Raw genomic sequence first — 26,476 nt, forward strand, 5'->3', positions numbered from 1 at the left:
CCGGTACTGGCCAACCTGATCGCCGGGATACAGATCGCAATCACCCAGCCGATTCGCCTGGATGACGTGGTGATCGTCGAAAACGAGTGGGGGCGGATCGAGGAAATTACCGGCACCTACGTGGTGGTGCGGATCTGGGATGACCGCAGGCTGGTGGTGCCATTGCAGTACTTCATCGAGAAGCCCTTCCAGAACTGGACGCGGCGCAACTCCAGCATCATCGGCTCGGTGTTTCTCTGGGTCGATTACTCGCTGCCGCTGGAGCCCGTGCGCGAGGAACTGCGTCGGTTGTGCCAGGAGCTGCCAGAGCTGTGGGACGGGCGCGTGATCGTGTTACAGGTCACCGACAGCAGCGAAAAGTCGATACAGGTGCGGGTACTGGTGAGTTCGCCAGACTCATCTCGCAACTGGGACTTGCGCTGCCATTTGCGCGAAGCCTTGATCCACTTCATCCAGCGCGAGTATCCCGGCTGCCTGCCGCAGCTGCGCGCGGACCTCAACGTGGGCCGGAAACCAAGCGTCGAGCACCCGGTTCCGGAGCATATCGAGCCCGAACGTCAGCCGCCGGTGTGAGCGCAGCCATCGTGCGCCGGCTGCGCAGCACTGTCGGGCGCTGCCCAACAGCGGTCACCTGTCGGTGCGTGAAGGTGATCGATGCCGTGTCATTCGTGCGCACGCAACTTATCCAGCAGCTGCTCGTATTTGCTCGGTAACTGCTCTAGCCCGTAGCGTGCCGCCTGCTTGCGAATCTCAACCCGGTCACCCTCGAACTGCACCGTCTCGCTGACACTCACCTGGCGCTCGCCTTGCATCAGCGCGTAGGCGAAACACTGCGTGCCGCCGGCATCCTCTTCGCTGTCGTCGGCCACGCCGGTGTTGGCAATGGCGATGTCGGCGACGCTGGCGTTCAGTGCGCCGATGGCCATTTCAGTAGCGACCTCTTCGCTGGTAAGGCCAAAGGTTTCGATGGTTTCGAAACTGACGTGCAGTAGACGGTTTTTCGCTTTCGGCGAATAGACGACGAACCCACTGTCGAGCACTTTGCCGCAACCTGGAATGTCGCCCAACAGGGAGGCCATCAGGCCGCAGGTGCAGGACTCCGCGGTGGTCAACATCATTTGTTTGTCACGAAGAAACCGCACGATTTCAGCAAGGTCTTGCATGGTCTTGGCTCCGGCTTTGCGCTTGAAAAACAGCTCACTTCAGTCAGATTTCCGAGGTGATACCCAGAGGCAAAGTTCCGAACCTCCGCATTCCGCTCGAAGGTGAGAACTAATTCACAGCATCCGGGTCTTGTTTCAAGGTAGGGCCAACGCAGCTCTACGCCGCTCCTCGCGCGGCCTCAGTACATAAAAATTCAGCTTTGTCGTGCTCATGGTTTGCAGCACTCCCAGTAGTGCTGCATGGACGAAACGTGCTTGCAGCAGGCCTGGCAGAGAGCCGGCCGCTTGGGGAGAAGTAGATTATGAGTATCGCAGCTGAGGACGTCCGGCCCATTCGCTTGATTAACACACAACGCCTGGCTCCGCCGACTGAACGTCCCGTTCTGCAGTTACGCAGCACCCAGGACGACAAGAAAAAGATCCTTTTTGTAACGTCCGAACTGACCGATCTGGTTAAGACGGGCGGTCTGGCCGACGTGTCTGCAGCCCTGCCCCGCGCCCTCGGTGATCGGCATGACGTGCGCGTGCTCATCCCCGGCTACAGGCAAGTGATGCAGTGCGGCGAGCCGATTCGAATTGTCGGCAGCGTTATCTCCCAGGCTGAACTGCCGCCGTGCAAGATCGGACGCCTGGACATGCCGGAAGGTCTGATCATCTACGTGGTGGTCTGCCCGGAACTTTACGAGCGTGACGGCCTGCCCTATGGCGATGAGCATGGCCAGGACTGGCCAGACAATCCGCTGCGCTTTGCCCGCCTGTGCATGGCGGCGACCGATATCGCCGGTGGCACGGCGGGCATCCGCTGGACACCTGACCTGGTCCATGCGCACGACTGGCCGACCGGACTGACACCCGCCTACATGCATTGGCGGGGCCTCACCACACCGAGCGTATTCACCATTCACAACCTGGCGTACCAGGGCAACATCGATATGAGCCTGCGCCGCTCGCTGGCCATACCGCTGGAAGGCTGCGGTCCCGAGCGCATGGAGTTCTACGGCTCGCTATCGCTGCTCAAGGCCGGCATCGCCTATGCGAACCAGGTCACCACGGTCAGCGCGACCTATGCCGAGGAAATCACCACGCCCGAATTCGGTTGCGGCATGGAAGGTTTCCTCAGCATGAAGGCACGTCAGGGCCTGCTCACCGGCTTGCTGAATGGCATCGAGGAAAGCTGGGAGCCGCGCAGCTGCTCTCATCTGGTCAGCCCGTTCGGCCCGAACGATTGGTCCGGCAAGCAGGCGAATGCGGCGCATGTGCGCGAACTGTTCGAGCTGGACGCAGGCGACGGCCCGCTGTTCTCGGTGGTGTCGCGTCTGGTCCATCAGAAAGGCATCGACCTGACCATCGAAATTGCTGAAACCATCGTCGAGAACGGGGGACAGCTGGCCATTCTGGGCCGTGGTGATCCGCATATCGAGGATGAGGTTCGCCGCCTGGTCGAGCGCTTTCCCGGTCGGGTCGGCGCGCATATCGGCTTTAACGAAACCGACGCCCGGCGCCTGTTTGCCGGCAGTGATTTCCTGCTCATGCCATCGCGCTATGAGCCGTGCGGCCTGAGCCAGATGTATGCACAGCGTTTTGCGTCATTGCCCATAGCCCACCGCACTGGCGGCCTGGCGGACAGCATTGACGACGGCGTCACCGGGTTCCTCTTCAGTGAAGCCACCGTCAACAGCTATCGCGCTGCAGTCGAACGCGCCCTGGCGGTGCATCAGAACGCCCAATTGCTCAATGCGATGCGCTGCCGTGCCATGAGTGGGGGATTTTTCTGGAGCCATGCGATCGAACCCTATGACCGGTTGTACCAACGCCTGTTGGGCGGGCGACGCGAGGTCAGTGCCACTCTCTAATGAGGTCCATCAATGCAGAATAGGCCCGCCCGCAACGGGCAACACGGACCGATGCTACTGGATAAATCCCGTACCCGGTTCAGGCTCTGGGCACCTGACGCGCAAAGCGTCGGCCTGGTGATTATTGGCGGCGCTACGCTGCCAATGCAGGAAGGTAAAGACGGCTGGTACAGCATCGAGGCGGATGTTGGCGCCGGCACGCAGTACAGTTTTCTTATCGATAATGAACTCAAGGTGCCGGACCCTGCGTCCCGCGCGCAGTCGGTAGATGTGCACGATCCAAGCGTGGTAGTCGATCCTGCTGCCTACCGGTGGCGCAACACGGATTGGCAAGGCCGCCCGTGGCACGAGACCGTGCTCTACGAACTGCACGTTGGCAGCTATGGCGGCTATGCGCGGATCGAGCAGCGTCTTCAGGCACTGGCGGATCTCGGCGTGACTGCCATCGAGTTGATGCCGCTCGCCGAATTTCCGGGTGACCGTAACTGGGGCTACGACGGGGTTCTGCTCTACGCACCGGAAGCGTCCTATGGCACGCCCGATCAGCTCAAGCACCTGATCGACAGCGCCCACGGTCTGGGCCTGATGGTGTTCATCGATGTGGTCTACAACCACTTCGGTCCGGACGGCAATTACCTGCATCGCTATGCCAAGCATTTCTTCCGCCATGACCAGCAAACACCCTGGGGCGATGGCATCGATTTCCGCCGCCGCGAAGTGCGCGATTTCTTCATCGACAACGCCCTGATGTGGCTGATGGACTACCGCTTCGACGGCCTGCGCATGGACGCAGTCCACGCGATCCCAGACCGGACCTTCCTGCCTGAATTGGCCGCACGCGTGCGCGCGGAAGTCGAACCGGGTCGCCATCTGCATCTGGTGCTGGAGAACGAACACAACCTTGCCAGCCTGCTCTCCGATGATTTCACCGCGCAGTGGAACGATGACGGCCATAACGTGCTGCATACGCTGCTCACCGACGAGAGCCAGGGCTACTACGGCGATTACCACAACGATGCGACCAACAAGCTGGTGCGATTTCTCGGTGAAGGATTCATCTATCAAGGGCATGAAAATCGCCGTGGCGAATCGCGTGGCGAGCCCAGCGGACACCTGTCGCCGACCGCCTTCGTCCTGTTTCTGCAAAACCACGACCAGACCGGCAACCGTGCCTTCGGCGATCGGCTGATCAACCTGGCGCCAGCGGATGCATTGAAGGCGGCGACTACCGTGCTGCTACTTTCCCCCATGGTGCCGCTGCTGTTCATGGGCGAGGAATGGGGCGCACGCGAGCCCTTCCTGTTCTTTACCAGCCACCACGGCGAGCTGGCCGATGCCGTACGCGAGGGGCGCCGTGGCGAGTTTGCGGAATTTGCCGAATTCGCCGACGAGCACACCCGCGAGCGAATTCCCGATCCAAACGCGATGGAGACGTATGAGGCTTCCAAACCTGACTTCAGCAAGCGCGACGAGCCTGAGCACGCCGAATGGCTGAGCCTGTATCGCCATCTGCTGCAGATTCGCCACACCGAAATCGTGCCACGCCTGGAAGGCTCGCGGTTCCTCGGCGCTGAAGCCTTGGGCGAAGCCGCTGCGATGGCCCGCTGGCAACTGGGCGATCGCAGCGAACTGCACCTGGAACTCAACTTGAGCGGCAACGACCTTGCCGTTACACCGCCTGACTCAACTGCGCGCTTGCTGCACAGCAGCCGTGAAGATGACTCAGGCGGCACCACCACGCTACCTGCGCGCACCGCCAGGATGTATTTGCTCGATTCAGCCGGAGTGTCTTAATGAGCGATGAGCGACTAAACCGCCTGGCCAAGGCGGCTGGCCTGTCCATCGACTGGGTCGATGCGGATGGCAGGGATCAACGCGTCAAACCGGAAGTCTTGCGTGCCGTGCTCGGGGGGCTGGGGCTGCCAGCCACCGATGATGCCGAGATCGAACGCAGCCTGAAAAAACTCGACGCCGGCTCAGGCGCGGCCAGCGTGCCGCCGCTGCTGACACTCGACCAGGGAGCGCCGCTGGATCTCAGTCACTATTTCGAGCCATCGACTCGTTACAGCCTGACACTCGAAGACGGCAGCCAGCAGGATGGCAGCCTCGATAGCCAGTCGCGTCTTGCAGCCATCGATACGCCCGGCTACCACCGGCTGAGTATCGCGGCCCAGCAGGTGACGCTGGCCGTCGCACCCGCCGCCTGCCCCAGCGTCGAGGACGTGGCCGGCCCAGGCGCCTGGGGGATCACGGTGCAGCTCTATGGTTTACGTCGCCCCGGCGATGGTGGGCTCGGCGATACCCAGGCGCTCGAAGCGGTGGCGCGCAACGCCGCGGCACATGGGGCCGATGCCCTGGGCATCAGCCCGCTGCATGCGATGTTCACCGGGAACAGCGGGCAATACAGCCCGTATTCGCCTTCCAGCCGGCTGTTCTACAACATTCTGCACAGTGCACCCGGCACCATACTGGGCGAAAAGCCGCTGCGCATGGCGATCGAATCCTGCGGGCTCGCCGACGAACTGCAACGCCTCGAAGCGCTCGAACTGATCGACTGGGACGCCGCCTCGCAAGCGCGCCAATGCCTGCTGCGCACGCTCTATGAGGATTTCGCCACCGGCGGTAACGCCCAGCAGGCGGACTTCGACAGTTTTCGCGAAGCTGGCGGTGAAGCACTGGAAAACCATTGTCGCTTCGAGGCCTTGCACGCAGCACTTCTCAGCCCGGAAGGTTTCCCACAACACTGGCGCGAATGGCCCGAGCAATACCGCACGCCACAAAGCCCTGCCGTCGAACAGTTCGCCCAGGAAAACGCCGCCGAAGTGAGCTATTACGCGTTCTGCCAATGGTTGATCGCGCGTGGGCTTGAGCGGGCCCAGACTGCCGCATGCAGCGCCGGGATGAAGATCGGCCTGATCAGCGACCTCGCCGTCGGTGCCGACGGTGGCGGCAGTCAGGCCTGGAGTCGTCAGGATGAAGTGCTGGCAGCGCTCAGCGTCGGCGCACCGCCAGACATCATCAACCGTCAGGGCCAGAGCTGGGGAATCTCCGCGTTCTCCCCGTGGGGCTTGAAGGCGCACGGCTACCGCGCGTTCATCGAAATGGTGCGCGCCAATCTGGCGCATGCCGGCGGCATACGCATCGACCATGTGATGGGCCTGATGCGCCTGTGGGTGATGCCTGCCGGCGCTGGCCCCACCGAAGGCGCTTACCTCAACTATCCCTTCGACGATCTTCTGCGCCTGCTCACGCTGGAGGCCTGGCGGCGCAACGCGGTGGTGCTGGGCGAAGACCTCGGGACGGTGCCCGAAGGGCTGCGCGACAAATTGGCGGCACGCAAGCTGCTCGGCATACGCGTGCTGTTCTTCGAGCGCGACCACAACGGCACATTCAAGCCGCTCGATGAATGGCCCGACAGTGCAATCGCCACTTCCACCACCCATGACCTGCCGACCATCGAAGGTTGGTGGAAAGCCCACGACATTGACTGGCGCATCCAGGTCGGCCAGAACCGGGAAGACGAACGCGCGGTACAACTGGAGGAACGTGAACGCGAACGCGCCGGGCTGCTACGACTGTTGCGCGAGTACGCCCCGGGTGCCGAACACGATCTAACCGACCCCGACGTATTGGCCGATGCCTGCGCCGTTTTTATCGGTCGTACGCCTGCACCGCTGGTGTTGTTCCCGGTCGAGGACGCCCTGGGGCTGCTCGAACAACCAAACATGCCCGGCACCACCGACACCCATCCCAACTGGCAGCGCCGCTATCCCGGCGACAGCGCCACCCTGCTTGACGACCCCGCCTGTTCGCACCGCCTGGAGCTGCTTTCCAGCGCGCGCAAGCATGCCATTGGAAGTAAACATCGATGAGAGACCTTAGCGCCACGTTGCGACTGCAGTTCCATCGTGACTTCACACTCGACGATGCCACCGCGCTGGTCGACTACTTCGCCGAGCTCGGCATCAGCCACTTGTACGCGTCCCCCCTGCTGACGGCGCGCCCCGGCTCGATGCACGGTTACGACGTTATCGACCCGACCCATATCAACCCGGAGCTCGGCGGTGAGCCGGCGTTGCGGCGGCTGGTCGATGCCCTGCGGGCCAAGGGCATGGGCCTGATACTGGACATCGTCTCCAACCACATGGCGGTTGGCGGCTCTGGAAATGCCTGGTGGCTCGACGTGCTTGAGTGGGGGCGTCGCAGCCCGTATGCACAGTTTTTCGACATCCAGTGGAATTCCCCCGACCCACTGCTCGAAGGCCAGTTGTTGGTGCCTTTCCTGGGCAGCGATTACGGCGAAGCGCTGCAGGACGGCAAGATTCCCCTGCGCCTGGATATCGAGAACGGTGGCTTCTACGCCGAACACTACGAACACCGCTTCCCCATTTCGCCACCCACGTACGGCGAGATCCTGCGACTGACCGATCAGCCTGAACTGCGTAGCCTGGCGCAGCATTTCGATGCGCTTAAAACCGAGCCCGCGCCCTACCAGACCGCACGTGAGTTGCGTGCAGACCTGGCCCGCCTGCTGGAGGACAGCGGCACTCGGCAGACGCTGGAAGCAGCACTGCGCCACTACGACTCGACCACCGAAGAAGGCTTCAAGCGCCTGCACGGTCTGCTCGAACGGCAAAACTATCGCCTCGCCAGCTGGCGTACCGCAGGGGACGACATCAACTGGCGGCGCTTCTTCGACATCAACGAGCTGGGTGGCCTGCGGGTCGAGAGGCCCGTCGTGTTCGAGGAAACGCACGCGAAAATCTTCGAGCTGATCAGCGAAGGGCTGGTCGACGGCCTGCGCATCGATCACATCGACGGGTTAGCCAATCCGCGCGGCTATTGCCGTCGTCTGCGGCGCCGTGTCGATCGCCTCAATGCCGCGCGGCCTGAAGACGCAGAGCAGGATCACGTACCAATCTACGTGGAAAAGATTCTCGCCGAGGGCGAGCGTCTGCATGACGACTGGGGCGTCGACGGCACCACAGGCTATGAGTTCATGAACCAGGTGTCGTTGCTGCTGCACGACCCAGCCGGCAAGGACATGCTGTGTTCGCTGTGGAGCGAGACCGCTGAGCGCCCCGCCGACTTCATGGAGGAGGTCCGCCAGGCGCGGCATTTGGTGCTCACCGGGCCGCTGGCCGGCGACTTCGAAACCGTTGCTCAGGCGCTGCTGCAGGTGGCGCGCCATGACGTGATGACCCGCGACATCACCCTCGGTGCGATTCGCCGTGGGCTGCTCGAACTGATCGTGCACTTTCCGGTGTATCGCACCTACATTGCCGCCCGCGGCCGTCGGGAGGCTGACGAGCCCTTCTTCCAGCAGGCGCTGGCCGGCGCACGTACCACGCTCGGCGAAGCCGATTGGCCGCTGCTCGATCTGCTTGATCGTTGGCTGGGCGGCGAAGACCTTCGCTCGTTGCCACCGGGACCTGCACGGCGGATTCGCCGTTATGCCTGTACCCGTTTCCAGCAGCTGACTTCGCCCGCTGCCGCCAAGGCTGTGGAAGACACCGCCTGCTACCGCTCCGGCGCACTGCTTTCGCGCAATGATGTCGGCTTCGACCCGCAAACCTTCAGCGCGTCAGTCGAGGCCTTCCATGCCGAGTGTCTGGCGCGTGCCGAGCACTTCCCACGCAACCTGCTGACTACCGCGACGCATGACCACAAACGCGGCGAAGACACCCGCGCGCGAATGACCGTGATCAGCGAGCGCGCCGAATGGTTTGCCAGCAAGGTCAAACACTGGCGCCAGCTAGCCTACGGCCAGCGCCAGGAATTGCCGGAGGGACCCGCACCCTCGCCCGGCGATGAGATGTTGCTGTATCAGGTGCTGCTCGGCTGCTGGCCGTTGGACCTGCACGCTGACGACAAGCCCGCCATGGAAGCGTTCTGCGAGCGAATCATTCAATGGCAGGAAAAGGCCGTTCGCGAAGCCAAACTGCGCAGCACCTGGACCGATCCAAACAGCGATTATGAAAGCGCCTGCCAGCACTACGTTCGGGCCTTGCTGCTTGGCGTCGAGTGCAAGACCCTGCGCGACGACCTCGCGGCGGCAGCCGCCGATCTGGCCCCGGCCGGTGCGCTGAACAGCCTTACCCAGACCGTCCTGCGCATGACCACACCGGGCGTGCCCGACCTCTACCAGGGCGCGGATTATTGGGACTTCAGCCTGGTCGACCCCGACAACCGCCGCGCCGTCGACTTTGACCGTCGTCGCGCCACCTTCCGCCTGGAAGCTCAGCCAGCCGAGCTGATGGAGAACTGGCAGGACGGCCGCATCAAGCAATGGTTGATCGCGAACACGCTGCGGCTGCGTCGTGCCCACCCACGCCTGTTCACCGAAGGCCGCTATCTGCCGTTGAAAGTCGAAGGCGAGCATGCCGAGCGCCTGATCGCCTTCGCCCGTGAGCTCGACGGCAACTGGTTGGTCGTGATCGCAGCGCGCCTGGCCAGCGGCTTGCTTGGCGACAGCCAGGCACCACAGATTCCGGCCGAGCGCTGGGGCGAAACCCATGTTCGGTTGCCCGATGCGCTGAGCGGTCAAGCAATGGAGCGACTTTTCGACGGAATAACAGTCACACCCAAACAAGAAGTTTTAAGCGTGTCCGAGGTTTTGCAGCACCTGCCCTTTGCGCTTTTACGGCTAACAGTGAGTTCAACAGGAGAATCAGAACGATGACTAAACAAGAGCAGCGCATCCGCGAGTTGGCCTACGACATCTGGGTTTCGGAAGGCCGTCCACACGGGGAAGACGAACGCCACTGGAACATGGCCCGCAAGCTGGCCGAGGCGGAGAACGATACGTCGCAAGCAAAGCCGGCAACCCGAGCGCGTAAGCCGGTCACAAAACCAACGGATGCAACCCCTGCTGACAAACCAGCCAAAGCGACCAAGGCAGCCAAGCCTGCGAAGGACGCCAAGGAGGCGAATGACGTCAAGCCGGCCAAGCCGGCTGTGGCACCTGCCAAGGCAACTGCGCGCCCCAAGGCCAAAGCAGGTACCGATGCAGCCCAGGGCACCCCGGAAGGCGTGAAGAAGACCCGCGCACCGCGCGCCAAGAAAGACAACTGAACGACACTGCACCCTGCCACCGAGCCGGCTCCAGCTGGGAGTCGGCGAGTCGCGGTTCTTCACCGCGCTGCACAGCCAATGGGCAGAGTTGCCATCGGAGATTTCATGAATAGAAAAAAACCTGCGGCGCCTCAGATTCTGACGCCTTCACGTATCCGTGAGGGTCTGCCCTTCCCGCTTGGCGCCACCTGGGATGGGTTGGGGGTCAATTTCGCGATTTTCTCCGCGAACGCCACCAAGGTTGAGCTGTGCCTGTTCGATGCCGATGGCGAGACCGAGCTCGAGCGCCTTGAGCTGCCCGAATATACCGATGAGATCTGGCACGGTTACCTGCCCGATGCCCACCCCGGGCAGATCTATGGCTACCGCGTGTATGGCCCTTACGAGCCGGATGCCGGCCATCGATTCAACCCGAACAAACTGTTGATTGACCCCTATGCCAAGCAACTGGTCGGCGGGCTGAAATGGTCCGAGGCGCTGTTCGGCTACACCATTGGCCACGCCGACGCGGATCTGAGTTATGACGAGCGCGACAGTGCGCCTTTCGTGCCGAAGTCGAAGATCATCGACCCGGCCTTCACCTGGGGCCACGACCGCCCGGTACAGGTGCCCTGGGATCGCACGATCATCTACGAGGCCCACGTTCGTGGGTTCACCATGCGACACCCTGCGGTACCGGAAGACATGCGCGGCACCTTTGGCGGATTCAAGACGCCCGAAGTAGTCGACTACGTCCGCAAGCTCGGCGTGTCCTCCATCGAGTTTTTGCCGATTCACGGTTTCGTGCAGGATCAGCATCTGCTCGAAAAAGGGATGAGCAACTACTGGGGTTACAACAGCATCGCCTTCTTCGCACCGCACCCCAAGTACCTGGCCAGCGGCAAGATCAGCGAATTCAAGGAAATGGTCGCGCACCTGCACAACGCGGATCTCGAAGTCATTCTCGATGTGGTCTACAACCACACCGCCGAGGGCAACGAGCTGGGCCCAACGCTTTCCATGCGCGGCATCGACAATGCCTCGTACTACCGGCTGATGCCCGACCAGAAGCGCTACTACATCAACGATTCCGGCACCGGCAACACGCTGGACATGAGTCACCCCTGTGTCCTGCAAATGGTGACCGACTCCCTGCGCTACTGGGCCGAAGAGATGCACGTCGATGGCTTCCGCTTCGACCTCGCGACCATCCTCGGCCGCGAGCACGACGGCTATGACGAGCGCCACGGATTCCTGGTCGCCTGCCGTCAGGACCCGGTGCTGGCCAAGACCAAACTCATCGCCGAACCCTGGGACTGCGGCCCGGGCGGCTATCAGGTCGGTGGCTTCCCGCCCGGTTGGGCCGAATGGAACGACCAGTATCGCGACACCGTGCGCGCGTTCTGGAAAGGCGACGGCGATCAGCTGCCAGACTTTGCGGCGCGCCTGACCGGTTCCGGCGACCTGTTCAATCAGCGTGGCCGCCGCCCGTTCAGTTCGGTGAACTTCATCACCGCACATGACGGCTTCACCCTGAATGACCTCGTGTCGTACAACGACAAGCACAACGAGGACAACGACGAAGACAACCGCGACGGCAGCAGCAATAACATCTCCTGGAACCATGGCACGGAAGGTCCCACAGACGATCCGGAGATCAACGAATTGCGCTTCCGGCAGATGCGCAACTTCTTCGCCACCCTGCTGTTCTCCCAGGGCACGCCGATGATCGTCGCCGGCGACGAGTTCGCCCGTACCCAGCACGGTAATAACAATGCCTATTGCCAGGACAGCGAAATCGGCTGGGTGAACTGGGACATTCCGGAGGAAAGCCGCAATCTGCAGGCCTTCGTGCGCAAGCTGATTCGGTTGCGTCAGCGCTACCCGATGCTGCGCCGTGGACGCTTCCTCGTTGGCGCCTATAACGAAGAGTTGGGCGTCAAGGACGTGAGCTGGCTGGCACCACACGGCGAGGAAATGACCATTGAGCACTGGGAAGACGGCAACAACCGGTGCATGGGCATGCTGCTGGATGGTCGGGCGCAGCCCACCGGTATCCGCAAGACCGGCTCGGACGCGACGCTGCTGATCATCGTCAATGCTCACCACGACGTAGTCAATTTCGCGCTCCCCGAGGTGCCGCAAGGCATCTACTGGAACCGCCTGATCGACACAAATAACGCCAACGCGCGGTCAGAGCGTTTTGACTTCAACAGCGAATACGCCCTCACCGGTCGTTCGCTATTGCTGTTCGAGTTGATCCGGGAAGAGGAATAAAAGACAACCAGGCACTGATCTGAGAGTGCTTCAAAGCCCCGGTTTCCGGGGCTTTTTCATTTCTTCAGAGTGGCAATTGCACAAACACTCAACCGTTCGTTTGAACTCGACGTGCGGTATGGAACCCCGCCAACCGCCTCCAGTCCCAACCCACAGCGCGGCGTTCATGAACCTACGGATTTGTTCCTGCCAGCCGCGGGCAGATTGTCCCTTCCGTGACGGATCACCTCTTTATGCATCTCACACGGCTGATCATTTTTTTCGTTCTGCTGACCTTCGGCTCCATCGCCGCTCTGCCCTCGCTTGCCGGGGGCAACATCAGCAACGCGACGCTTCCTGCCGCCAAGCCGGGCACCGTGAAGCTGTTCATCAACCGTGTCGGCTCGGGCAAGGCGATGGACGTACGCAACGATACCGATGTTCCGGTCGAAGTCGTTGTGCGCCTGACCCACATGGTCAACGTCACGGGCGTTGGCAAAGGCGTAGTCCGCAAGACGGTGCCAGCACGGACCCGTATGCGCATCGCCACGCTGCGCAAACGCCAACCCGGCTACCCGCTGATGTACCAGCACTCGTTCCGCTATTCACTGATCTATTCACCAGAGCCGGGGAAGAAGGGTTCCGTTGCGGGTTATGCCTACGCCCTGCCCTGGAAAGGCGGTCCGTTTTCCATTTCCCAAGGTGCTGGCGGCGACTATAGCCATACCTCGCCCAAGGGTCGTTACGCCGTCGATATAGCCATGCCGCAAGGCACGCCAATCGTTGCGGCGCGCGCCGGCACGGTGTTGAAAGTGCGTGATGGGCAGCACGGGCGAATGCCCAACCCGGCCGGCAACTACGTGCGAATCCTGCACGATGACGGTACCCATAGCGCGTACCTGCATCTGAAGCGCGGTTCGGTGAAGGTCAAGCCTGGGCAACAGGTGAAAGTCGGCAGTCTGCTCGGCCAGTCCGGCAATACAGGCCGCAGCACCGGCCCGCATCTGCACTTCGTGGTGCAGAAAGCCTATGGCGACTCGATGCTGTCGATCCCTTTCCGCTTCTCCCAGCCGGTCAGCACACTGCCGAACTTCGCCAGCAACAATTGATCGCCATGCAACTCAGCGCTGCCAGGCAAAACTGAAGGTTTCGTCGGCTGACATGCGCTGCAGGTGATCGGCCACTACGGTTTCCATTCGCGTTAGCTGCTCCTCGTCCGCGGTCTGCAAGGTCGCGATGAGGCTGTTTTCTTTTGCCGTCAGCGAGCACTGAGTGTCGCCCAAGACGATATGGCCATGTCGGTCATCGAAATCCACCTCGAACTTATGGCTCCAGTGTTTGCAAAGCCTGCGGATCAGGCGGCTTGGGTCCGATGTCTGGATCTGTACGGTAGAGCTGAGCATAAGAAACCTCTCTAAATGGACAGGTGAATCAGCCGAACCGATAGGCTGACAGCTTCGTATGCATGACGCGGTCGGTGAATATCTTGCGCCCTACGCTATCCGCCGCAGCACCAGCGGCCACCATCAGCGGCAATAGGTGCTCTTCGCCGCGGGGCGGATGGCAAAGCCGCGCCGAAGGCGCCTGCGCCCATCCTTGCAACAGCGCATCACGATCCAGGGGCGGTGCACTGACGGCGTCGCTCAACCATTGGTCGAACTCATCGGAAATCGGCGCGAAACGCGGATCGCCATAGCCACGCATGTTGTGGAAACTCATGCCGCTGCCGACGATCAGCACGTCTTCATCGCGCAACGGGGCGATGGCGCGACCAATTGCGAGGTGGGCAGCCGCGTCCAGATCCTGCTGCAACGACAGCTGCACGACCGGCACGTCTGCGTCTGCAAACATCAACTTCAGTGGGATGAAGGTGCCATGGTCATAGCCGCGCTGAGCGTCTTCACCAGCAGGAATGCCTGCCTCACCGAGCAATTCGACCACACGTGCCGCCAGGGCCGGATCGCCCGGTGCCGGGTACTCCAGGGCATAGGTGTGCGCTGGAAAGCCGTTGTAGTCGTAGATGAGTTCGGGGCGTGCATTCGCGGTGACCATCGCTTTGCGCTCCAGCCAATGCCCGGATATCACCACGATCGCACGCGGGCGGCGCGGCAAGGTCGCGGCGACAGATTTCAGGAAAGCAGCCATCGCGTCCCAGGCATCGACAGGGTTCCATTCCATAAAAAAACAAGGGCCGGCACCGTGCGGCACGAACAGCGTTGGCATCCGGGTTTGTGGCGTGATGGTGGCGTGTTCATTCATGGCATCTTCATCCTGAGCGGGTAGATGCACAGTATGGATTACACTCGTTTTGGTATGAACAAGGCAAACCACGCCAACAGTTTCAACTGAGAGTAGGAACTGAAATGCTCGACCGAATCACCGGGATGCGCGTATTTACCCGTGCCGCCAGCGCCGGCAGCTTCTCCGCCGCTGCGCGTCATCTGGGCTTGTCCCCTGCCATGGCAACCAAGCACGTCGATGCGCTGGAGGCCCGCCTCGGCGTCAAGCTGTTCCATCGCAGCACGCGAGGGTTAAGCCTGACAGCGGCCGGAAGCAGCTACCTCGAAGCCTGCCTGCGCATCCTGCCGGACATCGACGAAGCCGAAGCCAGCGTCGCCTCACAGCGAGTCGAGGCCTCCGGGCTGCTACGCATGAACGTGCCACTGTCATTCGGCACCCGCTTTATCGCGCCATTAATGCCTGTTTTCAGCCAGCGACACCCTGCGGTCACAGTCGAGCTGGGGCTGACCGACAGCCAGGTCGACCTGATCGACGGGAGCTGGGACATGGCGGTGCGAATCGGTCGCCTCAGTGACAGCCCGTTGCAGGCCCGCCGCCTGGCAGACTGCCCGATGCTGGTGTGCGCCTCGCCCGGTTACCTTGCCCGGCGTGGGGTGCCAAGGCGTGTGGGCGATCTGTCGCACCACAATTGCCTGGGTTACAGCCTGTCGAGCCTGCTGGGCGGTCGGGAATGGGCATTTGGTCCGGCAGGAGAAATCCGCGTACCGATCCAGGGCAACCTGCTGGCTAATAACGGCGCAGCGCTGGTCGCTGCCGCCGTCGGTGACCAAGGGCTGATCTACCAACCGCAGTTCATCGTGGCCGCTGCCCTCAACCGGGGCGAATTGGAAGTCGTGGAACTCGATCAGCCGCCGCTGGGCCTCGGCGGGATCCATGTCGTCTATCCGCCTGAGCGCCGCCCGCCGGCCAAGGTGCGCGCCATGATCGACTATCTGGTCGAAGCGTTCGCTGGCGACCTCCCATGGGATCGCCCGCTCCGCTAACCCTTGTTGTGCCGGCAGCCCGGCCTCCGCTGAATTAACGTCAATACCGATATTGAGCGGCCCCGGCTGCATCACAGCGGAAAAAAAGATGAACCGGGCAAGCCACCACCAGTCCGAATGAAGGGAGCGGATCGCGTAAGCAACGCGCCGCGGATCGCGTCGCAGGCAAAGGCTAGGCGCATTCGCGAGGATTCTTCAGCCCAGCTGTTCCAGCTCGGTTGATCAGCAGGATGTCACTCACCATTCATTCAGACCAGTCGAAGCCCGGTCAGGCGCGATTGGGACCGTTTATGGAGACGCCCATGAAAGCAGTTGTCTATCACGATGTCGGCGACATACGCCTGGAAGACGTGGCCGACCCGAAGATCGAAGCGCCGACCGACGCTATTGTGCGCATCACCGCCTCGGCCATCTGCGGAACGGACCTGCACTTCGTTCGCGGGACCTTCAGCGGCATGAAGCCGGGCACCATTCTTGGCCATGAAGCGGTCGGTATCGTTGAAGAGCTTGGCGAGGACGTGCGCAACCTACAGATAGGCGACCGGGTGGTGGTTCCCTCGACGATCGCCTGCGGCAACTGCTCATACTGCCGCTCGGGCTATTTTGCTCAATGCGACGTGGCCAATCCCAACGGCAAGGAAGCGGGCACTGCCTTCTACGGCGGCCCTGCAGCCACCGGCCCGTTCCACGGCCTGCAAGCTGAAAAGGCGCGCATTCCCTTCGCCAATATCGGCCTGGTGAAGCTGCCGCCTGAAATCAGCGACGACCAGGCAATTCTGCTTTCAGACATCTTCCCAACCGGCTATTTCGGTGCCGAGATGGCGGAGATAGGGGCTGGCGATACGGTAGCGGTGTTCGGCTGCGGCCCGGTTGGTCAGTTCGCCATTGCCAGCGCCAAACTGCTGGGCGCCGGGCGCATCTTTGCTATCGATCAATTCGACGACCGATTGCGTATGGCCCAGCGCCAGGGTGCGGAGATCATCGACTTCAATCGCGAAGACCCGATCGAAACACTCAAGCGTCTGACCGGCGGGATTGGCGTCGACCGCGTGATTGACGCCGTAGGCATCGATGCGGAACACGGTTGCTGCGGTGGCAAACCTGCCGACGGCACGAACCTCGACCAGAACGCCAAGTGGCAACCGGGCGACGGTCCGTCCCAGGTGCTGGAATGGGGTGTGGAGTGTCTGGCGAAGGCCGGCACCCTGTCGATTATCGGCGTGTATCCACCGGATGCCATGACCTTCCCCATCGGAAAGGCGATGAACAAGAACATCACCATGAACATGGGCAACTGTCACCACCGCAAGTACATCCCGCGACTGATCGAAATGATCCAGGCGCGACGTATCGACCCGACGAAGATTCTCACTCAGGTCAAGCCGATGACCGATGCCATAGCTGCATTCGAGGCGTTCGATCGTCGCGAGGGTGGTTGGATCAAGGTTGAGCTGAAGCCCCAGCGCGAAGGTTCGGAGGTTTCCGGCTCGAAGGAAGCACTGGTCGACGAGGCCATCGCCGACACCTTCCCTGCCAGCGATCCAACCAGCATGCAAAGCCCCCGCTAGACCACTGGAGCAAGCGATGGCAGCCATCCATATAGGCATTTCCGGCTGGCGCTACACACCCTGGCGAGGTGACTTCTACCCCAAGGGGCTGGTGCAGAAGAACGAGCTGAGGTTCGCCTCGCGCGCAGTGAGCAGCATCGAGATCAACGGCTCGTTCTATTCGCTACAGAAGCCAGAGCTCTACGCCGGCTGGTATGACGAGACGCCCGAGGGGTTCGTTTTCAGCGTCAAGGCACCGCGCTACATCACCCATGTGCTGCGCCTGCGGGACGTGGAGAAACCCATTGCGAACTTTCTCGCCTCCGGCGTTCTTGCGCTCAAGGACAAGCTCGGTCCGATGCTTTGGCAGTTCCCACCTTCGTTCAAGTTCGACCCGGAGCGTTTCGAAACTTTCCTCGCCCTGCTGCCGCATGACACCGAAGCCGCGCTGGAAATGGCCAAGGGCTGCGAAGCGCGCATGGAGGGACGCAGTTATCTGCAGATAGATCGCAAACGTCGCCTTCGGCATGCGGTCGAAATACGTAACGAGAGCTTTGTCGATCCGGCATTCGTGGCGCTGCTGCGTAAGTACAAGGTCGCGCTGGTCGTGGCCGATACGGCCGGCAAGTGGCCCTATCGAGAAGACCTCACCAGTGATTTCGTCTACATCCGCCTTCATGGTGCCGAACAGCTCTACACCAGCGGCTACACCGATGAGGCGCTGGATAACTGGGCCCAGCGCATCACCCGTTGGCATGAAGGTAGTCAGCCTGACGACGCGCATCTGATCAGCGACACCAAGCCGACGGCGCGCAAGCAACGCCCCGTCTATTGCTATTTCGATAACGATGTAAAGGTTCGGGCGCCGTACGATGCGCGACAGTTGTTGCGCCGGCTCGGACTGGATAAAGACCTGGAAACCACTCCAGGCCAGTTGGAAGGAGCATTGGCGTGAATCTGGACAAGACCCACCCCCTCGACAGCAGCGACCTTGATGCGCACATGTCGACTGCGGTCAACACGGTCCGCCTGCTGACCGTGAACACCCACAAGGGCTTCACCGCCCTTAACCGGCGATTCATCCTGCCGGAGTTGCGTGAGGCGGTCAGAGCGGTATCGGCCGATATCGTGTTCCTGCAGGAAGTACTCGGCACGCATGAAAAGCATGCGTTGCGCTTTCATGACTGGCCCAAGATGTCGCAGTACGAATTCCTGGCCGACAGCATCTGGACCGATTTTGCCTATGGTCGAAACGCCGTCTACCCGGACGGTGATCACGGCAACGCGCTGCTGTCGAAATTCCCTATCACGCGCTACGAGAACCTCGACATCTCCATTGCCGGGCCGGAAAGGCGCGGCCTGTTGCATAGCGTGCTGCAGGTGCCTGGACATGACGAGTTTCATGCCATCTGCGTTCATCTCGGCTTGCGCGAAGCCCATCGCCAGCAACAACTGCGCCTCCTCTGTGACCTCCTCGACTCGCTGCCAGCGGATGCCCCCGTCGTCGTCGCCGGGGACTTCAACGACTGGCGGCTGAAGGGTGCTCAGGTGTTGGATCGCTGCGCAGGCATGCATGAGGTGTTCGCGGTAGCGCAGGGCAAGGTGGCCAAAACCTTCCCCGCACGCTGGCCCGTGCTGCGTCTGGATCGCATCTATGTGCGAAATGCAACGAGCCACAAAGCGCGAATACTGGGCAACAAACCCTGGACACACTTGTCCGATCATCTGCCCTTGGCGGTGGAGATACAGCTATGAATTTTCACTGGAGAGACGGGAATCGTCTTCAGTTGCTGGAAAACGGTGAGGAGTTCTTCCCTGCCGTGTTCGAGGCCATTGCGGCCGCGCAGAAGGAAGTCCTGCTGGAAACCTTCATCTTTTTCAAGGATAAGGTCGGGCAGGAGCTGCAACAGACGTTGATTGCCGCAGCGGAGCGCGGCGTCAGCGTGGACGTGACCGTAGACGGTTATGGCTCAGCCGATCTGGATGGCGATTTCGCCGCAGCGATGGCGCGGGCCGGTGTACGCGTCCACGTTTTCGATCCGGGCAAGCGGGTGCTGGGTAAGCGTCTGAACGTGTTCCGCCGCATGCACCGCAAGATCGTCGTGGTGGATGGTGATCTGGCCTTCATCGGCGGCATCAACTTTTCCGCCGACCATCTCGGCGATTTTGGCCCAGCGGCCAAGCAGGATTACGCACTTCGGGTTGAAGGCCCGGTCGTCCACGACATCCACCGATTCTCGCTCGCAAATATCTCGGCCACGTCTACGCACCGGCGCTGGTGGCATCGGCGACCACGAACGCAAAGCAACGGTTTTGTCGGTGTCAGCCGAGGAGAAGCCCGCGCCCTGTTCGTGACCCGCGATAACAACGACCACAGCAACGATATCGAGCAGCATTATCTGCAGGCGATCCGCGATGCCCGCTCTCGCCTGCTGATCGCCAATGCGTATTTCTTCCCCGGTTACCGCGTGCTGCGCGAAATCCGCAACGCCGCGCGGCGTGGCGTCAGGGTCCGGTTGATTCTGCAGGGCGAACCGGACATGCCGATCGCCAAGTTCGGCGCGCGCATGCTTTACAACTATCTGATGAGCGACGGTGTGGAGATCCATGAATACTGCCGCCGGCCGCTGCATGGCAAGGTCGCCTTGGCCGACTACGAGTGGTCCACAGTGGGCTCAAGCAATCTCGACCCCCTGAGCCTGTCGCTCAATCTCGAGGCAAATCTGATCATTCGCGATCACACATTTAATCGCCAATTGCACGAGAACCTGGACCGGCTGCTGCAACAAGACTGCCGGCGCATTCCGTTGGAACGCATCATTCGCGGCTACTGGTGGCGGGCGCCGCTGGCCTTCATCATCTTCCACTTTCTGCGCCACTTCCCTCAGTGGGTGGGGCTGTTACCGGCTCATAAACCCAAGTTACAGCTGCTCGATCCGGCGCCACTTGAACCCAGCCCTGCACCCTTGCAGCGAGATCATCAATGACCGAGCGACACCACCAGCCACGGAGTGGGTGGCGCCGCCGCTGGCCACTGATCAAGAAGATCCTGACCTACTGCTTTTTCATCCTCGTCGCCGGGCTCTTGATCAGTTTGGCGCGCAACGTCGATTGGAGCGAGGTCTACCAGACGCTGCGCAACTACAGCGCCAAAACCCTGTGGCTCGCTGGCGCAGCGACTGCGGTGAGTTATGCGGTGTATTGCTGTTTCGACGTGCTCGGCAAACGTTATGCGCAGCACGATATGCCGATCCGGCAGATCGTCCCGGTGACCTTCGTCTGTTATGCCTTCAACCTCAACCTGAGCGCCTGGGTCGGAGGTATTGCGCTGCGCTATCGACTCTATTCCCGCTTTGGCCTGCGCACCTCGCAGATCACTCGCGTGTTCACCATGAGCGTACTGACCAACTGGCTCGGCTACCTGTGGCTGGCCGGGTTGATCTTCGCGCTGGGCTGGATCACGCCTCCCGCTGACTGGGAAATCGGTCATACCGCATTGCGTGTACTGGGCGCTGGGCTGCTGCTGGTCTCAGCGATCTATCTCTGGGCGTGCGGCTTCTCCAAACGCCGCCACTGGACGATCCGCACGCACGAGATCTATTTGCCAAGCCTGCGCCTGGCTGTGGTCCAGATGCTGCTCGGCGCGAGCAACTGGGCGCTGATGGCGCTGGTGGTCTACTTCATGTTGGCGCAGCAGGTGCCCTATCCCGTTGTGCTGGGTATCCTGATGATCAGCAGTGTGGCCGGCGTGATTGCCCATATCCCGGCTGGCCTGGGCGTGATCGAGGCGGTGTTCGTCGCGATGCTGGGTGGCGGCGAGCTCAGCCAGGCCAGCATCGTGGCGGGGTTGATCGGCTACCGGGTGGTCTACTTCCTTGTCCCGCTCGTGTTCGCCACGATGATCTATGTGGTGCTGGAAATACGAGCGAAGAAGCTGCGCTCCCGGGACCAGGCGCGCACAAATGAAGAACCGCATGAGGAGCACCCTCCCACCGCAGCTTGAGTTCAGTCGCCGTTTTGGCCAGGTGAACTTGCTGTAAATACCCAGCAATAAAAAGCCGGAGCACGCGTTGCTCCGGCTTTTCTGCGTCTGGCGTCTCGGGTCATACGCCGCTAAGCGGCATCAGCCAGACTTGGGCCGAAGAATAATCACACCCAGTGGCGGCAACGTCAGCGCCAGTGAAACATCCTGGCCGTGGGCCGGGATCTGCTCGGCCAGGATACCGCCGCCATTGCCCACGTTGGAGCCGCCATAGCACTCGGCGTCGCTGCTGAAGATTTCTTCCCAGCGACTGTCGACTGGCACGCCAACGCGATAACCCTCACGGACGACCGGCGTGTAGTTACCGACGATCAACAACGGGTCGCCGCTCGAGCCCCTGCGCAACCAGGCGAATACGCTGTTGGCACGGTCATCGCCGATCAGCCACTGAAAACCCGCCGGGTCGGAATCCAATTCGTACAACGCAGGTTCACGGCTGTAGAGGTGGTTGAGATCGCGCACCAGATTCTGAACGCCACGGTGATCGGCCTCCTCCAGCAGATGCCAATCGAGTTCGCGATCATGGTTCCACTCACGCCACTGGCCGAACTCGGAGCCCATGAACAGCAGCTTTTTGCCGGGGTGCGTCCACATGAAGGAGAGATAGGCTCGGAGATTGGCGAACTTCTGCCACCGGTCGCCGGGCATCTTGTCGATCAACGAGCCTTTGCCGTGGACCACTTCGTCATGGGAAATAGGCAGCACGAAGTGCTCCGAATAGGCGTAGACCATGCCGAAGGTGAACTTGTCATGGTGGTACTGACGATTGATCGGGTCTTCCTGGATGTACTGGAGCGTGTCGTGCATCCAGCCCATGTTCCACTTGTAGGCAAAGCCCAACCCGTTCTCGGAGGTCGGTTTGCTCACGCCTGGGAATGCGGTGGATTCCTCCGCGATGACCAGCGCACCGGGCGTTTCGGTGGCGACGACATCGTTCAGGTGACGCAGGAAGTCGATCGCTTCGAGGTTTTCCCGACCGCCGTGACGGTTGGGAATCCACTCGCCTTCCTTGCGTGAATAGTCTCGATAGAGCATCGAAGCCACCGCATCCACGCGCAGCGCGTCGACATGGAATTCACGCAGCCAGTGCAAGGCGGATGCGAGCATGAAGCCATGCACCTCGGTACGACCCAGGTTGTAGATGTAGGTATCCCAATCCTGATGGAAGCCCTCGAATGGGTGCGCGTATTCGTATAGCGCAGTGCCATCGAATTCGCCCAAACCGTGGGCATCGGTGGGGAAATGCGCCGGAACCCAGTCGAGAATCACGCCGATACCCGCGGCGTGACAGGCATCGACGAACGCGGCGAAGTCATGGGCGCTGCCGTAGCGGGCGCTAGGCGCGAATTGCGACAGCAGCTGATAGCCCCAGGAACCGCCGAACGGGTGCTCCATAATCGGCATCAGCTCGATATGGGTGAAGCCCAGATCCTTGATATACGGAATCAACCGCTCGGCCAGCTCATGCCAGTTGTACAGGCGGCCGTCATCGCCGCCGTCGCGACGCCAGGAACCTGCGTGCAGCTCGTAAATGGTCATCGGTGATTTCACCGATTGTTGCGCTGCACGCTGCTGCAGCCAGTCCTCATCCTTCCACTCGTATTCGAGCGGGTGCGAGATCACCGACGCGGTGCCAGGAGGCAGCTCGGTAGCCAGCGCAATCGGATCGGCCTTCAACGGCAGAATGCCACTCTGACCCAGAATTTCGTATTTGTAGGCTTCGCCCGGTTGCAGACGCGGGATGAAGATCTCCCATACGCCGGAGGGAAAACGCAGGCGCATGGGATGCCGGCGCCCGTCCCAGCCGTTGAAACCGCCGACCACCGAAACACGGCGGGCATTGGGCGCCCAGACCGCGAAGCGCACACCTTGCACCCCATCGACTTCCATCGGCTGAGCACCAAATACGCGGCCGATTTCTCTATGGTTGCCCTCGGAGAACAGGTACATATCCATTTCGCCGAGCTGGGGACCAAAGCTGAACGGGTCTTCAGTGATCTGCTCGCCGCTGGCCCAGCGGATTTTCAGCAAATACGGCTGTTGGTTGGTTAGCCGGGTAAAGAAGAAGCCTGGCACCTGGCCCTGCTCCATCGCGGCCAGTACACGCCCGCTGCTACGCTCGATCACCTCGACACCCAGCGCGTTGGGCAAATAGGCACGCACCACCAGACCATCACCGTCTGGGTGAGGGCCAAGGATCGAAAATGGATTGCCGTGCTCGGCGCGCACCAGCGCATCGACGTCGGCATCGGTTGGCAGCAGGTTTTCACCGGGCATTGTCACGGCCGGACGATCAATCATTGGGAACCTCCATCGGAAATCTGTTGTGCCAGCGTCGCCAACCCCTGAAGCGGGACGGACAGCCAGGCCGGGCGGTTCTCAGCCTCATAGGCCACTTCATATGCCGTCTTCTCCAGGCTGAACAGTGCCAGGGCCGCATCGGCTCCAGCGGTGTCCTTCCAGGCGTGAGGCAACCCGGCGGTCGCCTCACGATAAGCCTCCAGGAAGACCGCACGTGCAGTTTGCTGATAGGTATCGGAAATGTCGCGGCGCGCTTGGTCAGCCGCTTCCGAACTGTCGCTGGACTGCGCGTTGCGCAAGGTCATGGCGGTTGCGTATTCAAAGGAACGCAGTACACCGGCTACGTCCTTGAATGGGCTCAGTTTGCTGCGCCGTTCCTCGAGCGAGCGCGCGGGTTCGCCCTCGAAGTCAATAAAATAGGCATCACCTTGCGCGACAAGTACTTGCCCAAGGTGCAGGTCACCGTGGACACGGGTCCGCAGGCCGCCAAGGGTGCGGTTGGCCAGCCGTTTGACCTCGGCTAGCAGCTCCTTTCGTTGACCAAGCAGCTGATCGACCAGCGCGGTAGTCTTGCGATCCAGATCGCCACGGCGAGCGTGCAGCAGATCAAGCGCATGCTCGACCTGCCCGGATATCAGTTGCGTCCATTCCTTTGCGTCCGATGCAGTGGTCGGCTCGGCAGCGAAGGCCCGGTTGTCGGTCGGTACTGCCAAGGTCATGTGCATCTCGCCAAGACGCTGCCCGAGCAGACGATTGAAGGCTTCCAGCTCCTCCAGCGCGCTGAACTGGTTTTCTTGCAGCGAGATGCCATCGGCAATCTGGTCGCGTACGGCGCGGTCCAGCGTGTTCAGCGTCCACTCCCAGGCATCGCCCTGGTTATCGAGGAAGCGCTGCACCACCATCAGGGCGTACTGCTCGCCATGCCTGTCGAAGCGGCTTACCTGCCCCAGCATCGCTGAGATATGGGTGAAGCCTTGTTCGGTCAGGAAGCTGCCCATCTCCAGTTCCGGGTGCATCCCCGCCGAGACGCGGCGCAGAACCTTGATCATCATGCTGCTGTCGATAATTGCGGAGCTGTTGGACTGTTCGGCGGTTAGGTAACGCACCTCCGCATCTGCAGACAGTTCGATCTCTGCCAGCTGCGCCATCGGCTGGAAACGTATCTCGCCATCGCCACAGGGCAGTACCTGCTGCTCGCGCAGCCCCTGAATAACCCCCAAGACAAATTGCTTCAGCGCGAACGCGTCGGTCAGCAGGCCCACCTGCGGCCCGCGACGAACCCGCGCCATGGCCAGTTGCTGTGGAAGCGCGATGTCGAAATCGCCTTCATCGAGGAAGCCCAGCGGCAGCTGGTAAAGATCGGTGCGCCCGCCTGCCTCGACTGCGATCTCACTGAGCAATACCGGGCGTTGTGGATCGCCAAACGGCACGCTGTAGCAGAATTTGATCGAGCTGATCGCTGCATCCTTGCTGGCAAACCAGCGCCGTTTCGGCAGATACGCCGGCAGCGACTCGGTTTCCAGAATCCGTTTGTTGGCCGCGGTAAGCGTATCCAGGCGTTTAAGCACCAGCGTTTGAAAGTCAGGCATGGTTTCCACCGGTGCTTGGTGCCAGCTGGGCATCTGGTGAGTGGTTGCGAGTTGAAACCAGTAGAAGCCGTAAGGCGGCAACGTCAGCAGATACGGCAACTGGCCGATCGGCGGGAAGGCGCTGCCACCAACCATTTCCACCGGCACCATGCCGGCGTAGTGCGACAACTCCAGCTCGGCAGCCTGTGCCGAACGCGACACGTTGGCGACACAGAAGATCACTTCCGTCTCGCCCGTTGCCGTTGTGAACTCGCGGATGTACGCAAGAATTCGGCGATTGCTGGGGGCAAGCATCTTCAGCGTGCCGCGGCCGAATGCCTTGAATTGCTTGCGGATCGAAAGCAACCGCCGCGTCCAGTTGAGCAGCGAATGCGGGTCGCGCTGCTGAGCCTCGACGTTGATCGCCTGGTAGCCATACAGCGGGTCCATGAGCGCCGGCAGCACCAGGCTGGGCGGATCGGCTCGGGAGAAGCCGCCGTTGCGGTCCGGCGACCACTGCATCGGTGTGCGAACGCCGTCGCGGTCGCCGAGGAAAATGTTGTCCCCCATGCCGATTTCGTCGCCGTAATAGATCACCGGCGTGCCCGGCATCGACAGCAGCAAACTGTTGAGCAGCTCTATCCTGCGACGGTCGCGCTCCAGCAGCGGCGCCAGGCGGCGGCGGATACCGAGGTTGATCCGCGCGCGCTTGTCCGAGGCGTAGTAGTTCCAGAGGTAGTCACGCTCCTTGTCGGTCACCATTTCGAGCGTCAGCTCGTCATGGTTGCGCAGGAAAATCGCCCACTGGCAGTTTTCTGGAATGTCTGGCGTCTGACGGAGGATGTCCGTAATCGGAAATCGATCCTCCTGAGCGAGCGCCATGTACATGCGCGGCATCAGTGGAAAATGGAACGCCATGTGGCATTCGTCGCCGAGCCCGCCGTCCTCACCGCCGAAATACAGCTGCGTGTCCTCCGGCCACTGGTTGGCTTCGGCCAGCAGCATCCGGTCGGGGTAATTGGCGTCTATTTCGGCGCGAATTTTCTTAAGAACGTCGTGAGTTTCCGGAAGGTTCTCGTTGTTGGTGCCGTCGCGCTCGACCAGATAGGGAATCGCATCCAGCCGCAACCCATCGATACCCAGATCAAGCCAGTAGCGCATCACGCTAAGAACCGCCTTCATGACCTGCGGGTTGTCGAAGTTGAGGTCCGGCTGGTGTGAGTAAAAGCGATGCCAGAAGTACTGCTGGGCGACCGGGTCCCAGGTCCAGTTTGACGCCTCGGTATCGAGGAAGATGATCCGTGTACCGTCGTACTTCTGGTCTGTGTCAGACCAAACATAGAAGTCGCGCGCGGCGGAACCTTTCTTCGCCTTGCGCGCACGCTGGAACCAGGGGTGTTGGTCGGAGG

The 26,476-nt window shown here is 61.4% G+C and carries 19 protein-coding genes; 14 read left to right on the forward strand and 5 right to left on the reverse strand.

What is annotated here, in order from left to right; translation table 11 throughout:
* Positions 1–573 (forward strand): mechanosensitive ion channel family protein (locus PSTU_RS20245; protein WP_019339119.1); only part of this gene is annotated, 573 nt, incomplete at its 5' end.
* A gap of 89 nt (positions 574–662) precedes the next feature.
* On the opposite strand, the gene PSTU_RS0100665 is transcribed toward PSTU_RS20245, so the two are convergent.
* Entirely contained in the window at positions 663–1,163 is a 501-nt protein-coding gene (locus tag PSTU_RS0100665) for a CinA family protein (protein WP_019339120.1), read from the reverse strand.
* A 302-nt stretch (positions 1,164–1,465) separates the two neighbouring features.
* On the opposite strand from PSTU_RS0100665, the gene glgA reads away from it, so the two are divergent.
* From glgA to PSTU_RS0100700, 7 genes are all read left to right on the forward strand, one after another.
* Positions 1,466–3,016: a glycogen synthase GlgA gene (gene glgA / locus PSTU_RS0100670; RefSeq protein WP_019339121.1), complete on the forward strand. Its 1,551-nt coding sequence runs from the start codon at positions 1,466–1,468 to the stop codon at positions 3,014–3,016.
* A gap of 12 nt (positions 3,017–3,028) precedes the next feature.
* Positions 3,029–4,810, forward strand: a complete 1,782-nt coding sequence (gene treZ / locus PSTU_RS0100675) for a malto-oligosyltrehalose trehalohydrolase (RefSeq protein ID WP_019339122.1) — start codon at positions 3,029–3,031, stop codon at positions 4,808–4,810.
* The gene (gene malQ / locus PSTU_RS0100680) at positions 4,810–6,888 is read left to right on the forward strand and encodes a 4-alpha-glucanotransferase (protein WP_019339123.1); all 2,079 of its coding nucleotides are present in this window, start codon (positions 4,810–4,812) and stop codon (positions 6,886–6,888) included. Before treZ ends, malQ begins: the two co-directional genes overlap by 1 nt.
* On the forward strand, positions 6,885–9,698 hold the full coding sequence (locus PSTU_RS0100685) for a malto-oligosyltrehalose synthase (RefSeq protein WP_019339124.1): 2,814 nt from the start codon (positions 6,885–6,887) through the stop codon (positions 9,696–9,698). Before malQ ends, PSTU_RS0100685 begins: the two co-directional genes overlap by 4 nt.
* Positions 9,695–10,090, forward strand: coding sequence for a DUF2934 domain-containing protein (locus tag PSTU_RS0100690; RefSeq protein ID WP_019339125.1), 396 nt, complete (start codon positions 9,695–9,697; stop codon positions 10,088–10,090). The genes PSTU_RS0100685 and PSTU_RS0100690 overlap by 4 nt, the downstream gene beginning before the upstream one ends.
* Before the next feature lie 105 nt (positions 10,091–10,195).
* Positions 10,196–12,346 (forward strand): glycogen debranching protein GlgX, encoded by a 2,151-nt coding sequence (gene glgX / locus PSTU_RS0100695; RefSeq protein ID WP_019339126.1) that lies wholly within the window; start codon positions 10,196–10,198, stop codon positions 12,344–12,346.
* A gap of 233 nt (positions 12,347–12,579) precedes the next feature.
* Positions 12,580–13,434 carry a M23 family metallopeptidase gene (locus tag PSTU_RS0100700; protein ID WP_019339127.1) on the forward strand — a complete coding sequence of 285 codons (855 nt, stop codon included), beginning with the start codon at positions 12,580–12,582 and terminating at the stop codon, positions 13,432–13,434.
* Positions 13,435–13,446: 12 nt separating this feature from the next.
* On the opposite strand, the gene PSTU_RS0100705 is transcribed toward PSTU_RS0100700, so the two are convergent.
* Both PSTU_RS0100705 and PSTU_RS0100710 read right to left on the reverse strand, forming a co-directional pair.
* Positions 13,447–13,728, reverse strand: a complete 282-nt coding sequence (locus PSTU_RS0100705) for a DUF2218 domain-containing protein (protein ID WP_019339128.1) — start codon at positions 13,726–13,728, stop codon at positions 13,447–13,449.
* A 28-nt stretch (positions 13,729–13,756) separates the two neighbouring features.
* Positions 13,757–14,584, reverse strand: a complete 828-nt coding sequence (locus PSTU_RS0100710) for a DODA-type extradiol aromatic ring-opening family dioxygenase (RefSeq protein ID WP_019339129.1) — start codon at positions 14,582–14,584, stop codon at positions 13,757–13,759.
* Positions 14,585–14,688: 104 nt separating this feature from the next.
* Between PSTU_RS0100710 and PSTU_RS0100715 the strand changes: the two genes are divergently transcribed.
* The 6 genes from PSTU_RS0100715 (at position 14,689) to PSTU_RS20250 (ending at position 21,159) form a co-directional block, all read left to right on the forward strand.
* Positions 14,689–15,609, forward strand: coding sequence for a LysR family transcriptional regulator (locus PSTU_RS0100715; RefSeq protein ID WP_019339130.1), 921 nt, complete (start codon positions 14,689–14,691; stop codon positions 15,607–15,609).
* A 302-nt stretch (positions 15,610–15,911) separates the two neighbouring features.
* Positions 15,912–17,177: a zinc-dependent alcohol dehydrogenase gene (locus PSTU_RS0100720; RefSeq protein ID WP_019339131.1), complete on the forward strand. Its 1,266-nt coding sequence runs from the start codon at positions 15,912–15,914 to the stop codon at positions 17,175–17,177.
* A 16-nt stretch (positions 17,178–17,193) separates the two neighbouring features.
* On the forward strand, positions 17,194–18,111 hold the full coding sequence (locus tag PSTU_RS0100725) for a DUF72 domain-containing protein (RefSeq protein WP_019339132.1): 918 nt from the start codon (positions 17,194–17,196) through the stop codon (positions 18,109–18,111).
* A complete protein-coding gene (locus PSTU_RS0100730; RefSeq protein ID WP_019339133.1) occupies positions 18,108–18,911 on the forward strand; it encodes an endonuclease/exonuclease/phosphatase family protein in 804 nt (267 codons plus the stop codon). Before PSTU_RS0100725 ends, PSTU_RS0100730 begins: the two co-directional genes overlap by 4 nt.
* Entirely contained in the window at positions 18,908–20,143 is a 1,236-nt protein-coding gene (gene clsB / locus PSTU_RS0100735; RefSeq protein WP_019339134.1) for a cardiolipin synthase ClsB, read from the forward strand. The genes PSTU_RS0100730 and clsB overlap by 4 nt, the downstream gene beginning before the upstream one ends.
* Positions 20,140–21,159 carry a lysylphosphatidylglycerol synthase domain-containing protein gene (locus PSTU_RS20250; protein WP_019339135.1) on the forward strand — a complete coding sequence of 340 codons (1,020 nt, stop codon included), beginning with the start codon at positions 20,140–20,142 and terminating at the stop codon, positions 21,157–21,159. Before clsB ends, PSTU_RS20250 begins: the two co-directional genes overlap by 4 nt.
* Before the next feature lie 120 nt (positions 21,160–21,279).
* On the opposite strand, the gene glgB is transcribed toward PSTU_RS20250, so the two are convergent.
* A complete protein-coding gene (gene glgB / locus PSTU_RS0100745; protein WP_019339136.1) occupies positions 21,280–23,499 on the reverse strand; it encodes a 1,4-alpha-glucan branching protein GlgB in 2,220 nt (739 codons plus the stop codon).
* The coding region (gene treS, locus PSTU_RS20255) for a maltose alpha-D-glucosyltransferase (RefSeq protein WP_019339137.1) at positions 23,496–26,476 on the reverse strand (2,981 nt) is incomplete at its 5' end. The genes treS and glgB, both read right to left, overlap by 4 nt.

Source organism: Stutzerimonas stutzeri SDM-LAC (assembly GCF_000235745.1).
GTDB lineage: Bacteria > Pseudomonadota > Gammaproteobacteria > Pseudomonadales > Pseudomonadaceae > Stutzerimonas > Stutzerimonas stutzeri_H.

Excerpts from the sequence above, each read along its gene's own strand:
- PSTU_RS0100665 (WP_019339120.1), bottom strand. The coding sequence starts at position 1,163 with ATGCAAGACCTTGCTGAAATCGTGCGGTTTCTTCGTGACAAACAAATG.
- glgA (WP_019339121.1), top strand. The coding sequence starts at position 1,466 with ATGAGTATCGCAGCTGAGGACGTCCGGCCCATTCGCTTGATTAACACA.
- treZ (WP_019339122.1), top strand. The coding sequence starts at position 3,029 with ATGCAGAATAGGCCCGCCCGCAACGGGCAACACGGACCGATGCTACTG.
- malQ (WP_019339123.1), top strand. The coding sequence starts at position 4,810 with ATGAGCGATGAGCGACTAAACCGCCTGGCCAAGGCGGCTGGCCTGTCC.
- PSTU_RS0100685 (WP_019339124.1), top strand. The coding sequence starts at position 6,885 with ATGAGAGACCTTAGCGCCACGTTGCGACTGCAGTTCCATCGTGACTTC.
- PSTU_RS0100690 (WP_019339125.1), top strand. The coding sequence starts at position 9,695 with ATGACTAAACAAGAGCAGCGCATCCGCGAGTTGGCCTACGACATCTGG.
- glgX (WP_019339126.1), top strand. The coding sequence starts at position 10,196 with ATGAATAGAAAAAAACCTGCGGCGCCTCAGATTCTGACGCCTTCACGT.
- PSTU_RS0100700 (WP_019339127.1), top strand. The coding sequence starts at position 12,580 with ATGCATCTCACACGGCTGATCATTTTTTTCGTTCTGCTGACCTTCGGC.
- PSTU_RS0100705 (WP_019339128.1), bottom strand. The coding sequence starts at position 13,728 with ATGCTCAGCTCTACCGTACAGATCCAGACATCGGACCCAAGCCGCCTG.
- PSTU_RS0100710 (WP_019339129.1), bottom strand. The coding sequence starts at position 14,584 with ATGAATGAACACGCCACCATCACGCCACAAACCCGGATGCCAACGCTG.
- PSTU_RS0100715 (WP_019339130.1), top strand. The coding sequence starts at position 14,689 with ATGCTCGACCGAATCACCGGGATGCGCGTATTTACCCGTGCCGCCAGC.
- PSTU_RS0100720 (WP_019339131.1), top strand. The coding sequence starts at position 15,912 with ATGAAAGCAGTTGTCTATCACGATGTCGGCGACATACGCCTGGAAGAC.
- PSTU_RS0100725 (WP_019339132.1), top strand. The coding sequence starts at position 17,194 with ATGGCAGCCATCCATATAGGCATTTCCGGCTGGCGCTACACACCCTGG.
- clsB (WP_019339134.1), top strand. The coding sequence starts at position 18,908 with ATGAATTTTCACTGGAGAGACGGGAATCGTCTTCAGTTGCTGGAAAAC.
- PSTU_RS20250 (WP_019339135.1), top strand. The coding sequence starts at position 20,140 with ATGACCGAGCGACACCACCAGCCACGGAGTGGGTGGCGCCGCCGCTGG.
- glgB (WP_019339136.1), bottom strand. The coding sequence starts at position 23,499 with ATGATTGATCGTCCGGCCGTGACAATGCCCGGTGAAAACCTGCTGCCA.